General features: G+C 27.0%; 15 protein-coding genes and 1 pseudogene. 11 read left to right on the forward strand and 5 right to left on the reverse strand.

The annotated features are described in order from the left end of the window. The first annotated feature begins 1 nt into the window (after position 1). The 7 genes and pseudogenes from L8X38_RS01200 (at position 2) to L8X38_RS08495 (ending at position 6247) form a co-directional block, all read left to right on the forward strand. Positions 2 to 1636 (forward strand): hydrogenase small subunit, encoded by a 1635-nt coding sequence (locus L8X38_RS01200; RefSeq protein ID WP_263661054.1) that lies wholly within the window; start codon positions 2 to 4, stop codon positions 1634 to 1636. A 125-nt stretch (positions 1637 to 1761) separates the two neighbouring features. Further along, positions 1762 to 2310, forward strand: a complete 549-nt coding sequence (locus L8X38_RS01205; protein WP_263661055.1) for an ATP-binding protein — start codon at positions 1762 to 1764, stop codon at positions 2308 to 2310. A 12-nt stretch (positions 2311 to 2322) separates the two neighbouring features. Beyond that, a complete protein-coding gene (locus L8X38_RS01210; RefSeq protein ID WP_133319361.1) occupies positions 2323 to 3015 on the forward strand; it encodes a dUTP diphosphatase in 693 nt (230 codons plus the stop codon). Further along, on the forward strand, positions 3012 to 3722 hold the full coding sequence (locus L8X38_RS01215) for an EI24 domain-containing protein (RefSeq protein WP_133319362.1): 711 nt from the start codon (positions 3012 to 3014) through the stop codon (positions 3720 to 3722). Before L8X38_RS01210 ends, L8X38_RS01215 begins: the two co-directional genes overlap by 4 nt. Then, positions 3715 to 4119, forward strand: coding sequence for a hypothetical protein (locus L8X38_RS01220; RefSeq protein WP_263661056.1), 405 nt, complete (start codon positions 3715 to 3717; stop codon positions 4117 to 4119). Before L8X38_RS01215 ends, L8X38_RS01220 begins: the two co-directional genes overlap by 8 nt. 130 nt (positions 4120 to 4249) lie before the next feature. Next, positions 4250 to 4918: pseudogene (locus tag L8X38_RS08490) on the forward strand (cache domain-containing protein); the annotation flags it as partial. 804 nt (positions 4919 to 5722) lie between these two features. Then, positions 5723 to 6247 carry a methyl-accepting chemotaxis protein gene (locus L8X38_RS08495; RefSeq protein WP_393921402.1) on the forward strand — a complete coding sequence of 175 codons (525 nt, stop codon included), beginning with the start codon at positions 5723 to 5725 and terminating at the stop codon, positions 6245 to 6247. Between the two features lie 24 nt (positions 6248 to 6271). Here L8X38_RS08495 and fldA read toward each other — a convergent pair whose 3' ends face one another. From fldA to L8X38_RS01250, 5 genes are all read right to left on the reverse strand, one after another. Further along, positions 6272 to 6763, reverse strand: coding sequence for a flavodoxin FldA (gene fldA, locus L8X38_RS01230; RefSeq protein WP_133319365.1), 492 nt, complete (start codon positions 6761 to 6763; stop codon positions 6272 to 6274). Then, complete coding sequence (locus tag L8X38_RS01235) at positions 6764 to 7456, reverse strand: hypothetical protein (RefSeq protein WP_133319366.1); 693 nt, start codon at positions 7454 to 7456, stop codon at positions 6764 to 6766. A 1-nt stretch (position 7457) separates the two neighbouring features. Beyond that, on the reverse strand, positions 7458 to 7775 hold the full coding sequence (locus L8X38_RS01240; RefSeq protein ID WP_133319367.1) for a DUF2325 domain-containing protein: 318 nt from the start codon (positions 7773 to 7775) through the stop codon (positions 7458 to 7460). Positions 7776 to 7861: 86 nt separating this feature from the next. After that, on the reverse strand, positions 7862 to 8995 hold the full coding sequence (gene truD, locus L8X38_RS01245) for a tRNA pseudouridine(13) synthase TruD (RefSeq protein ID WP_263661159.1): 1134 nt from the start codon (positions 8993 to 8995) through the stop codon (positions 7862 to 7864). Then, complete coding sequence (locus L8X38_RS01250; RefSeq protein WP_263661058.1) at positions 8964 to 9785, reverse strand: thiamine-phosphate kinase; 822 nt, start codon at positions 9783 to 9785, stop codon at positions 8964 to 8966. Before L8X38_RS01250 ends, truD begins: the two co-directional genes overlap by 32 nt. 97 nt (positions 9786 to 9882) lie before the next feature. On the opposite strand from L8X38_RS01250, the gene L8X38_RS01255 reads away from it, so the two are divergent. Genes L8X38_RS01255 through L8X38_RS01270 form a run of 4 tightly spaced genes read left to right on the forward strand, consistent with a single transcriptional unit; the run spans position 9883 to position 12263 of the window. Continuing rightward, positions 9883 to 10521, forward strand: a complete 639-nt coding sequence (locus L8X38_RS01255) for a DUF5644 domain-containing protein (protein ID WP_133319369.1) — start codon at positions 9883 to 9885, stop codon at positions 10519 to 10521. A gap of 9 nt (positions 10522 to 10530) precedes the next feature. Next, positions 10531 to 11235, forward strand: coding sequence for a hypothetical protein (locus L8X38_RS01260; protein WP_263659832.1), 705 nt, complete (start codon positions 10531 to 10533; stop codon positions 11233 to 11235). Further along, a complete protein-coding gene (locus L8X38_RS01265; protein ID WP_263659833.1) occupies positions 11219 to 11614 on the forward strand; it encodes a hypothetical protein in 396 nt (131 codons plus the stop codon). The genes L8X38_RS01260 and L8X38_RS01265 overlap by 17 nt, the downstream gene beginning before the upstream one ends. Beyond that, positions 11607 to 12263 (forward strand): RsmD family RNA methyltransferase, encoded by a 657-nt coding sequence (locus L8X38_RS01270; RefSeq protein WP_133319372.1) that lies wholly within the window; start codon positions 11607 to 11609, stop codon positions 12261 to 12263. The genes L8X38_RS01265 and L8X38_RS01270 overlap by 8 nt, the downstream gene beginning before the upstream one ends. Positions 12264 to 12306: the final 43 nt, after the last annotated feature.

Here is a 12306-nt window from a genome sequence, read left to right on the forward strand (position 1 = left end):
AATGTCTTTAAGCAATGAAGAATTAAAAAGCATATTAGAGCATAAAATTGCTCTATTAGAAAACTCGCATAAAGAAGAGAAAAATATCTCATTAGAAGCCGTAAATTCTATCATTAAAACTTTAGGTTTGCCAAATGATTTTAGCCCTTTAGCACATAGATATTTTCAACTTCACACCCCACCTAGTCTCATATGGCTTCATTTAAGTGAATGCACAGGATGTAGTGAGAGTTTGCTTAGAACTTCATTGCCTGACTTTTTAGATCTGATTTTTGATTTCATTTCTTTAGAATATCATGAAACCTTTATGAGTGCAAGCGGACACCAGGCAGAATCGCATTTAGAAGAAGTTTTAGAAAAAAAAGATTTTCTTTTGGCCGTTGAAGGCGGGGTTTGTGCTATAGATCCTTTTTATCTAACTATAGGAGCACATGGTGAAAATGGATATGAAATTTTACAAAAATGTGCCAAAAATGCTAAAACAATCTTTGCTATGGGAACTTGCTCAAGCTATGGAGGAATTCAAGCTGCACATCCAAACCCTACCAAAAGCATAGGAATTTCTAAAGTCTTGGAAAAAAAAGTAATCAATATACCAGGTTGTCCTCCAAGTGATGTAAATATCATCGCAGCGCTTTGCTTTTATATATTATTTGAGCAAGACATGGCTTTAGATGAACAAAATAGACCTTTGGCTTTTTATGGTAAATGTTTGCATGATTTATGTGAAAGAAAAGCTAAATTTGAAGCAGGCAATTTTGCTCAAAGTTTTAACGATGAAAATATAAAACAAGGTTATTGTCTTTTTAAAGTAGGTTGTAAAGGACCTTATGCTTATAATAATTGCCCTAAGGTTAAATTTAACTCCAAAACCTCTTGGCCAGTAGCTGCAGGACATGGCTGTATTGCCTGTAGTGAAGAGAATTTTTGGGATGATTTTGGTTTTTATGAAAAACCTATGAGCAATGAATTTGCTTATAATGATTTTTCTATTATATTAGATGATAAAATAATTCATAATAGTTCTAACAATGAGCTTAATTCAGATAATATTTTACTAGATTTAGAAAGTGATACTAGTGGGATTTTTTATCAAAATGATACAAAGATTAATTTTTTAGATTTTAGTTTTGAAGCTAATCCTAAAGTTTTTTTAAATAATTTCGCAAAAACCAAAATGGCTATGACTTTAGTGCAAAATTACCAAGAGCAATTTAAAACATATTATAATTTTATACAAGAAAATTATAATAATGAAGGCAAAATTAGCAATAACATCTTAGATTTATTTTATTTTATATATCCTTTTATTAGCGGAAAAAAATTAAGCCATTTAGATGAGTTTTTAGATCTTGCTTTAGCTTATAAGTTCAAACATCCTAGCAAATTTGATTTTAAAACTACCATTAATGAACAAGCAAAGCTTGATATTTCTAAGTCAATGCGTATGCCTTTGATTTATATTTTAGGTGGTTTAGATAAAGAAGCTATTGCTTTTGGATTGATTTTTTCTTTAAAAGAAAATTTAAAACAGGCTTTAAAAGCATGTAAAAATATACATAACAAAAAACAAATTTTAATACACTCAAATAATGAAAAAATACTAAAATTATTTTGGGATTTAACGAGTGTTTAAAGACTTAATGATAAAATATTTATCTCCCTAGTATTTGAAATTTGCAAAGCTTAAAAACTTTGCGAATTTATTTAAGATTTAGTTATTTTGACGATATAACTTTATCTTGATTTGAAAGGAACATTATGCAAATTTCTAGCTACAACTCTCAAAATTTTTCTATGGATATAAAAACAAAAAACGGCAATCATCTTTCTTTTTCTATGTACGATAAAAAAGAAGCAAAATTAGATAAAGATGGAAATTCAGCATCTTTGAGTTTAAGAAATCAATTTGGTTTTTCGTTTTCATATAGTGGCACAAAACTTTTACAAGAAGAAATTGAAGAAATTAAAGAAGCAGTAGCCAAAATACAGCCTCAAATTGATGAATTTATGAAAAACTCAAGAGTAGGAACCTTAAAGCCAAAAGAGCTTATCACCACTGCGATGAAAATTGGCGATGCTCTGCCTATACCAAAAAATGAAGAGCATAAAAAAGCAACCTTGCATGAGTTATTTAATATTATGGATAAAAGTTTAAATAAAGAAATGACAAAAACTGATCTTGAAGATATTAAAAAACAGATTTTCCAAGATAGTGCTAAATTATTAGAAGAAATTTGGAAGCAATATAACAATCAAGAAAAGAAAAAAGAAGAAGAAAATAATAAAGAATTTGGATTTTACGCTTAAGAAGGAAAATAAATGCAAGTAAAAGATATTTTAAAAAGCATGCTAGAACTCCAGCAAAAATTAAATGATGATACTAATGGTATAGGATGGGAAAATGGCTATACCAAAGAAGGTAAATTAATTAGCTTTAGAAGATGTATTTATATGGAGTGTGCTGAACTTATTGACTCTTTTGCTTGGAAGCATTGGAAAAGTATACACACTCCTGCAAACTGGGATAATGTATGTATTGAAATAGTAGATATATGGCATTTTATCTTGAGTTTAATTTTAGAAGAATACAAAGAAAAACAAATTAATGATAAAAATTTCATAGCAGAAGAAGTTTCTTCTGTAAGTTTTTTTGATGATTTTTGCAAAGAAACTTCTAATCCAAATGAAGCAGATATTTATGGAATTTTAAATGATATTGAGCTTATTATCCATAAATGCAGTGGATTTGATTATGATTTAGGTGAGCTTTTAAGTGTCTATTTTATTCTAGCTAGAAAATGTGGCTTAAATTTCTTTAAACTTTACAAAACATATATTGGAAAAAATATTTTAAATCAATTCAGACAAGAAAATGGCTATAAAGAAGGCACATATAAAAAAACATGGAATGGTGTAGAAGATAATGAAGTTTTAAATCAAATTTTAAAAGAAACCTTAGATTATAAAGAAATTTACAAAAAACTTCAAAATTATTACGATGAATTAAAATGAATATTTTATATCTAAGCTTGCAAAATTTTTTTAGTAAACCTTTTTTAAAATTTTCTTTTTTGCCTTTTTTTGTTAGTTTGATTATTTTAGCCTTGCTTGTATTCTACACCTATGATATCTTTTTTTCTTATATTGAAGATGTCATTAGCGGAACTTTCATGGCTTGGTTTTTTAGCTTTTCCATAGTACAATTTTCACTTACATTTTTGAGTGCCATAGGTGGATTTTTCATAGTAGTTTTTGCCTCAGTATTTTTATCCATGCTAATTATTTCTTTTTTAACGCCTTATATAGTAAAAAAAATAAATCAAAAATACTACAACTATTTCATACAAAAAGAAGTAAATTCTTTAGAAGTTTTACTCAAAACATTTAAATTTATATTGACTTTTTGCGTATTATTTATAATCGCTACTTTTTTACTAATCATACCTTTTATAAGTATTGTGATTTATTATGGAGTTTTTTATTATTTATTTCATAAACTTTTACTCTTAGATGTATTAAGCAATGTCTTGGATAAAAATTCTTTTAATAATTTTTATAAGAACTCTTCACCTTTGAACTTTAAAATAAGTACTTTAATATTTTTTATTTTATCAAGCATTCCTTTACTTGGACTATTTTTACAAGTATTTTATGTAATTTTTTTAACTCATTTAAGTTACCAAAAGATCTTAAATTTAGAAGCTAAAAATAATGGATGAGAGAATTAAAAAATTCATTCATTCTCAAAAACTCTTAACCTTGAGCGTGCAAGATAATGATGAAATATATTGCGCAAGTTGCTATTATGCTTTTGATGATAAAAATCTTGCATTGATTTTTGCTAGCGAAGAACATACTAAACACATTCAGCTTTCTTATAAAAATCCAAAAGTAGGAGTTAATATAGCACTAGATACAAATATTATCAATCTTATTAAAGGAGTGCAAATTAAAGCTATTTTTAGAAAAGCTACCGCAGAACAAGAAAAAATATATTATGAAAAATTTCCCTTTGCAAAACTTGCAAAAGCTTGTATTTTTGCTCTAAATATACAATGGGCAAAATATACCGATAATAAAATTCTACTTTCTAAAAAATTAGAATTTTTTATTTAAAAATATCCTAAAAATATAATATTTTTTAATAAAAATTAATTTTTTTATAATTTTTTAAATATTTTTTTAATAAAATCATACAAACCATCATAATCATAAAGTCAAATATTGACTTTATCAAGGAGAAAAAATGCTCTCTTCTATTAAGAAATACCTACTAGGTAATTTTTCCAACAAAATAGCTTTCTTAGTTTGTATTTTTGTTGTAGTTTTACTATGTGTTTTAGGTTTTTTTAATTATGTTAAATCTAAATCCAATAGCCATACACTGTTAGTTCAGTTTCAACAAAAGGTTGCTTTTGATGTGAGTAAAAGATTTGATTTATACGCAAGCGATAGACGCAATGTGATCAATTCTTTAACAAAATACATCAAAGAAAATAAAAATAATCTAAATTCAACACAATATACTAGTTTATTAAATTCTATAGGAAATTCTTTGGGTTTTGATTTAACCTATGTGGGTTTTGAAGATGGAACTATATTTAGATCAAATGGCAATAATCAAACTCCAGAAAGTGGTTATGATCCTAGATCTAGAGGATGGTATAAAGAAGCCAAGGAAAAAAGAGAGTTAATTGTCACAGATCCTTACATATCATCTAGCATGCAAAAACCAACCATTTCTTATGCTAGTCCTATTATAGACAATGGAAAAGTTATAGGTGTAGTTGCTGCTGATTATGATTTGAAAAAATTCTCAGAAGAAGTTTTGGCTATAGGTAAAACACCTTATTCACATGCTGCTGTTTTAGCTGATGATGGAACTTATCTTTTTCATACCGATTCTTCCAAAATCTTAACCTCAACTAATATTAGTAAAGATATTATTTCAAATTATTTTAAAACAACTGAAGGTGCAAACAAAGGTCTTTCTAGGGATATTTTCAAAATTCAAACTAAAGAAGAAGGGATCAAAGCTTTAATTTGTAATGGTAGTATCAATCCAAAATATACTATTTGCTCTATAGCTGATTATGATTTTTACAGCGATACAGCTAAACAAACATTGATGGAACAAATTATTATTTCCTTAATTGCTATTTTTATTACTTTGATTTTTATTAGAATAATCATTTCTTATAATCTTAAGCCAATTGCTATTATATCTTCAGGCTTGCATAATTTCTTTAACTATTTAAATCATAAAGACATTCATTCACACCCTATTAAACTAAAAACTCAAGATGAATTTGGAAAAATGGCTGATGAGATTAATGAAAATATTAATATTATCAAAGAGGCTTTAAGTAAAGATGCAAAAGCTATTGAAGAATCTGTAAATGTTGCTAGAAAAATAGAAACAGGTGAGCTTAATTTACACATTAGCTCTCATGCTAACAATCCACAAATTCAAGAACTCATAGATGTTTTAAATAAAATGCTTGATACTTTACAACAAAAAATTGGTAATAATTTAAACGAAATTCAAGCGGTATTTGATAGTTATAAACAATTAGATTTTACTGCAGCTATTAATACCCCAAAAGGCGATGTTGAAAAAGCAATCAATGCCCTTGGGAATGAAATCAAAAACATGCTTTCAAAATCACTAAACCAAGGTGAATTATTAAATCAAAAAGCTGAAGCACTCAAACAAAGTATGCATGAACTTACAAATGATGCCACACATCAAACCTCATCATTACAAGAAAGCGCAAGAGCTTTAGAGCAAATGAATTCAACTATGAGTGAAATTTCTATCAAAGCACAAGATGTAGTTAAACAAAGTAATGATATTAAAAGTGTTACCACTATGATTTCAGATATTGCTGATCAAATTAATCTACTTGCATTAAATGCAGCTATTGAAGCAGCTCGTGCAGGAGAACATGGTCGTGGCTTTGCTGTTGTTGCTGATGAAGTTAGAAACTTAGCAGAAAGAACTCAAAAGTCTTTAGGTGAGATTGAAGCTAATACTAATATCTTAGCCCAGTCTATAAATGATATGGGTGAAGCTATAAAGGAAGAAGCTAATGATATTAGCCAAATTAATGAGTCAGTAGCTACTATAGAAAAACTTACACAACAAAATTCTCAAACAGCAATACATACAAATGCTATTGCAAATGAAGTAGATTCTTTAGCACAAGATATATTAAGTGAAACAAAAAAAAGGAAATTTTAAAAGATGCCTTTTTGGCATCTAGATTTAAGAAAAAGAAGGTTTAATTTGTTCTAACCAAGCATCAATTCTACTTTCGGTTAAATCCTCATGGTTATCATTATCTAATGCAAGCCCTACAAATTTATCTCCTTCTACCGCATCACTTGATTCAAAAGTATAACCACCTGTAGAAACTGAACCTACTAAATTTGCACCTGCTGCTTTTAAAGCCTGAGCAAGTTTTCCCATAGCACTACAATATGTATCTGAGTAGCTTTCACTATCTCCCATACCAAAAACTGCAACGGTTTTTCCACTAAGATTTAAAGCTGAAAAATCAAAACTATCCCAATCATCTTGAAAATCTCCACTTCCCCAAGTAGAAGTTCCGCAGATTAATTTATCATAAGAATTGATTTTTTCTGCATTAATATCTGCAATATTTAACACATCTGAAATTCCTAATTTTTGAGCGATCATATTTGCCGCACCTTCGGTATTTCCCATAGAGCTACCATAAATTACTGCTACTGACATTTAACATCTCCTTAAAATTTGATTATTAATAGTATAGGGAACTAATTTTAGCAAAGTTTTGTTATTTTCACATAAATTATGTCTTATTTCTTTATGTTGAGTAAAATTTTTATTTCTTGGATACACAATATAAAATATTTCAAAAACATTTTTTTTGATAATTTGCAAAGCTAAATTTATATCCTTTTTATTATCTTCAAAAAAAGAAGGCATAATAGCCATTTTATCATTGATAATAATGATATTTTCTTGAATATCTACCCTAGCCTTTACATTGCTTTTACAAATTTTATCATACACAAAAGACTCAAAAGCCACCTGTGGATCTAAGATAAAATTTGATGACATAAAAACATTTTGTATTAATCTAGCTAAAGCATATTTTGGCATCTTTGCTTCAAGCTGTAATTTATTTAAATTTCCTTCTTTATATGCTTTGATGATTTTATGAGAATATGGACAAAATTGTTTTATTTTACTAAATTTCAAAACCCTTTCTGTGATCATATTTTGGATTTTTAACTCAAAAATATTTCTTAAACTAGTAGCTTTTTTTGCATAAATATAAGGTATTTTTAGATCATTTTCCACCAAAGAATTATACAAATTCAAAAAAATAAAATTAATATTTTCTTGTTCTAAATCTCTAAATATTTTAGGTACCAAATCCTCTTTGTTATTAAAACCAAACATATTATGCCTTTTTTGTACATTCATAAGTTTGTTCAAGACCAAAAACCTTGCAATATTCGCAATATACACAACTCACACTGCGTTTAGCACAAACCAAAGGTATATTGCGTTTTTTTGCCTCTGTTTTAATTTTTTTCATGGTGTTGTGATTTAAAAAACTAGTAAGCATGACTATGCATTCAGTATTTTGTGGAATGGGTTTTCTATTTACCCTATTTTCATTTCTAGCATCCCAATGCTCTATACTTTTTGCGCCTAAATTTGTCAAAACTGCCTTAATTGGAGTAATTTCATCTGCACCTATAACCAAAACTGACATTGAGCTTTCCTTTTATAAAAATGATAATTGTTATTATAATTTATAAAAGATAAATTTTAACTGATACTCAATATCAATTTTTAAAATTATGTATTATAGGTTTGATCAAAAATATCTGCGTGTAAAATCTCTTCTAAAACCACTGTAGCATATGAACCTTTTTGCAAGAAAAATTCTAAAGTAAAATGAGCTTTTTCTTCATCATAATAACTTTTACAATCTTGCAAATAAGACCACATAAAGCGTCTTGAACCTTGCATTTTATCTTTAAACTCATATGCAAAAGAAAAAATCTCATCTTCTAATTTTTTAGCTAGACCTTCATTTGTTTCATAAGCTTTAGAGCCTATTAAAAGCCCCATAGAACTAATATCTTTTTGATTAAATCTTTCTACTTCACTTGACAAATCTTCACATACAAAGCATTTACCAAAAGGATAATGCCCTAAAACTTCACCTTTTAAAATCTTAAAAAACTGCTTTTGATTTTTTAAACTTTTGATTTCATCTTTATCTAAATCATAAATTTGTTTTATTTCTTTTTCACTAAAATCATTGATAAAATGTGATAATTCCACCCTTTTACTCAAATATCTGTTAAAAAGTTCGCTTTGAAAGGCAGAAATTAAAAATTCTTGTATTTTTTTATTTTTGATTTTTTTACCTTTTAAAATTTCTAGTCCTTGTAAAAAATTATCTTGAAATTTACCAAAACGCTGATATCCAAAATAATTAGCAAAACCTTGTTCTTGGATATTTTTGAAAGCTTGTTCTATTTTTAAAGCATCTACTTTTGAAACTTTTTTTAATCTTATAAAAAATGAATTTCCTTTTAAATGCCCTATTCTAAGTTTATTATCATGATAAAAACTTTCTAAAATTTTCATCTTATCATGTTTAAAATTTTTTAAGCCCTCTTCAAATTTTTTAGGCATAGAAATATATTGAAAAGTTAAGCCTTGTTTATCTTTTAAACCACTATAACCAAAATCTCTCATTTTAACACCGCTTTGCTCACTTAAAATTCTCAAAGCTTCACTGGTGCTTAGATCTTTTTTTTGTATATGTAAAATAAGATGTTCACCTTTACCACTAAATTCATACAAAGGCTTTTCTCTTACTACAAAATCATTACTATTTTTTGAAAAATACACATTTATCGGGCTGTGTTTTAAAGTATATAAGGGCTTAAAAATGATGTTCTCTTCCATAAAATTTATACCTTCCTGTTGTTGTTTTTGCAAAAATATTTAGTTTAATTCTATGTTTTTTAGCCATATTTTGTATAAATACTTTATGTTTTTTATCAAAAGCAAATAAAATTTCATACTCTTCTGCACTATTTAAGCTAAATTTATCTAATTTTTTAAGAAATTTTATACCAAGTTGATTTATAAAGAGTATTCTCGATAGATCCTTATTTAAACCATCTGAAATATCCATACTCACTCTGACTTTTTTTGCTATATCATAAAAAAATTTCTGCCTTAAATTCGGTTTTATAAAACGATGTTTAGAATGCAATTTTCCACCGCGAAATAGTATATTTAAACCTTTTAAACTCTCACCTAATTTCCCACTAAAAGCAAGCAAATCTCCCTTTTTTAAACCTTTTCTAAAAATAGCCCTTTTATTCACTTTAGAAATAATAGTTATACTAATATTAATTTTCCTATCTGCTATAGTATCTCCGCCTATAATTTGCACCCCAAATTCTTTTGCGCTATCTAGCAAGCCTTTTTGCAAAGCTTTAACTTGTTTCATTTCTAAACATTTTGGTAAAGAAAGCCCCAAAAGAGCGTATTTTGGTGTAGCATTCATAGCAATTGCATCAGAAATATTAACGAGCATAGCTTTTGCGCCAATTTGCTCTAAACTCATCCAAGATCGTTTAAAATGCACATCCTCACAAAATAAATCTTTAGAATAACAATATCCATCGATGATTGCTCCATCATCTCCGTTGATAGAATTTGCAAAAGCATTTATAATAAATTTTTCTTTATCCATGTGAATATTTTATACAAAAAGCTTTTAATTTTATATAATAATCAAATTTTTATAAGTTTAAAATGTATATAATCAAAAATAATACCAAGGATAAAAAATGCAAATAACTTTAAGAATTTTTCGTTTTGATAAAGATAGTGATTATTTAGCTTATTATAAACCATATGTTTATGATAGTAAAAATTTTAAAAGTGTTTATGATATTTTAAGTCAGATTAAAAAAGATGATATATATTTTGATTTTGAAGAAAACCCAGAAAGTTGTATTAAAGTTAATCAAGTTACCATTAGACAAAGAAGAGATTTAAGTAATATTATTGAAAGATTTGGAAAAGAACTCATCATAGAACCACTCGATACTAAAAGAGCTATTAAAGACTTGATCATGGATAAGAGTGATTTTTTAGAAAAACTTGAGCTTTTTAAAGGACTTATTGACATACATGATATAGAGCTTTACAAGCAATATGACTTTTTATATTATACAAGCGAAGTAAGAGAATTTCTACCTGAATATTTAGGAGATAGTTTCTTTATATTTGCCTATAAAATGCTACTTAAATATCCAGAAAAAACTCCACAATTTTTAAAATTGATAGCAGATGAAGAAAAAGGAATTTATTATCATACTAAATTCAAAAATTTTATTTCATCTAATGAGCTTGACTATGAATCTTACATCAAAGAATTAAAAGTTATGCTTGTAAAATCAGGTCTTGCAAGAAGTATTTTTTAAGGAATTAAAATGTATAAAATTTACACCAATAGCAATAATGATTTATTTTGTTATTTTGATATTATCAAAAATGTCTTAGATACAGTCAGTGTTGAAAGCACATTATGTGAAAAACCTTTGGGTAAAAATTATTTTATTATTGACTATGATCCTAAAGATATTTTAGATGAATATTCTAGAATGATGGATGAGAATAATATCTTAGCTTGCGAATATAGCTCTTATGAAATTATGAGTAAAATCGATAAGATTAAATACGCTCCAGAGTTTTTTTTAAAATACTTAAAAACAGAACACATTAAATATTTTTTTGATAAATTTAACATAGGTGTATATCAAGGATTTTCCTATGCTAATTGCTCTTTAGAACTTGCTAAGATTCTTAAAGCAAATATAATTGATTTTGAAAGAAAATATAAGAGTTGTGGCTATGGGTTCTTAAGTTTAAATGCGCAATTAGCTTATAAAAGTGCAGCAGCAATCATTTTAGATGCTTATGATAGTGGTTGTGATTTTTTAGTTGTAGAAGATTTTTATTCTTTTTATATGTTTGATAAGTGTTCTAAAGAATTACAAGCAATTTCAAATAGAAATTTTGAAGATTTTTATATTTTAAGTTTCGCAGAGCTTGCAAATTTAGCTCTAGGTATAGTACCATACACTTTAAAAAAACACAAATTAAAAGTGAGTTTAGTCAATGAAAATCGCTCTTGAATGCAAGGATTTAATTTTAGAAAAAACTTTAGAAATTGCTTTAAAAGATTTTTTAGTTTTAAAAAAAGATTGTGATTTTTTAGTCTGTGATGAAAAAATCAACACACAAAAGCCACAATTTATCATCAACAAAAAATCAAATTTCTTAACTCACCCTTTTAACATAGAAGAGTTGCTATGTGCTTTAAATGATTTCAATGCAAGCTTGCAAAATATTGCCTATAAAATAGCAATGCGTGAGAAAAAAATTATGAATCAAAAATGTGAAGCCATTTTAGAACAACTACGCCAAGAAAGTCATGAAAAAATCGATGCAATATTTGATCTTTATAAAACAGAGTTAAAAAATCTTATCAAAGAAGAAAATAATAATGCATAAAACACAAGAATATCAAAGCGTAAGAGATTTTTTAAAAAATTACAAAGAGGATAAAAAAACAAGCTCAAAAAAACAAGCTCAAAAAATTTACACCACTATAGAAAGTGGAATTTATAAGGGTAAAAAAATTTTACTTCCTAGCCTAGATACCACAAGAAGCACTAAAAGCATAGTAAAATCATGTGTTTTTAATGTTTTGCGTTTTTCTTTACAAGATAAGGTTTTTATAGAGGCCTTTGGAGGAAGTGCTTTGATGGCATTAGAAGCAAGAAGCAATGGTTGTTTAAAAAGTTATGCCATAGAAAAAGATAAAAAGGCTTATGAAATAGCTTTAAAAAACGCTTCTGGTGTTGATCAAAATACCCTTTGTTTTAATGATGATACTTTTAAAAAAACTCCTCAAATTATTCAAAATTCTAAAGAAGATATTATTTTATATCTTGATCCTCCATTTGATATTAGAGAAGGTTTTTTTGATATTTATGAAAAAACTTTAAAATTGATAGAAAATATACAAAATTCAAATGTAAAAATCATTATCATAGAACACCACAGCACTTTTAAAACTCCAACTAAAATACAAGATTATGAAAAAACTAAAGAAAAAAAATTTGGCTCAACTACTCTAAGTTTTTACTCCTTTATATAAATTTGGAACTTTTTTTGCTTTAATTTTATGAAAATAGCATAGA

The sequence above is a fragment of the Campylobacter sp. CNRCH_2014_2452 genome (genome assembly GCF_025772865.1).
Lineage (GTDB): Bacteria > Campylobacterota > Campylobacteria > Campylobacterales > Campylobacteraceae > Campylobacter_D > Campylobacter_D lari_D.

Bases quoted from the DNA above. Each gene is read 5' to 3' on its own strand.
- L8X38_RS08495 (WP_393921402.1), top strand. From the start codon at position 5,723: ATGCATGAACTTACAAATGATGCCACACATCAAACCTCATCATTACAA.
- L8X38_RS01260 (WP_263659832.1), top strand. From the start codon at position 10,531: ATGTATAAAATTTACACCAATAGCAATAATGATTTATTTTGTTATTTT.
- L8X38_RS01250 (WP_263661058.1), bottom strand. From the start codon at position 9,785: ATGGATAAAGAAAAATTTATTATAAATGCTTTTGCAAATTCTATCAAC.
- L8X38_RS01235 (WP_133319366.1), bottom strand. From the start codon at position 7,456: ATGTTTGGTTTTAATAACAAAGAGGATTTGGTACCTAAAATATTTAGA.
- L8X38_RS01255 (WP_133319369.1), top strand. From the start codon at position 9,883: ATGCAAATAACTTTAAGAATTTTTCGTTTTGATAAAGATAGTGATTAT.
- L8X38_RS01220 (WP_263661056.1), top strand. From the start codon at position 3,715: ATGGATGAGAGAATTAAAAAATTCATTCATTCTCAAAAACTCTTAACC.
- L8X38_RS01215 (WP_133319362.1), top strand. From the start codon at position 3,012: ATGAATATTTTATATCTAAGCTTGCAAAATTTTTTTAGTAAACCTTTT.
- L8X38_RS01240 (WP_133319367.1), bottom strand. From the start codon at position 7,775: ATGTCAGTTTTGGTTATAGGTGCAGATGAAATTACTCCAATTAAGGCA.
- L8X38_RS01265 (WP_263659833.1), top strand. From the start codon at position 11,219: ATGAAAATCGCTCTTGAATGCAAGGATTTAATTTTAGAAAAAACTTTA.
- L8X38_RS01205 (WP_263661055.1), top strand. From the start codon at position 1,762: ATGCAAATTTCTAGCTACAACTCTCAAAATTTTTCTATGGATATAAAA.
- L8X38_RS01210 (WP_133319361.1), top strand. From the start codon at position 2,323: ATGCAAGTAAAAGATATTTTAAAAAGCATGCTAGAACTCCAGCAAAAA.
- L8X38_RS01270 (WP_133319372.1), top strand. From the start codon at position 11,607: ATGCATAAAACACAAGAATATCAAAGCGTAAGAGATTTTTTAAAAAAT.
- L8X38_RS01200 (WP_263661054.1), top strand. From the start codon at position 2: ATGTCTTTAAGCAATGAAGAATTAAAAAGCATATTAGAGCATAAAATT.
- fldA (WP_133319365.1), bottom strand. From the start codon at position 6,763: ATGTCAGTAGCAGTAATTTATGGTAGCTCTATGGGAAATACCGAAGGT.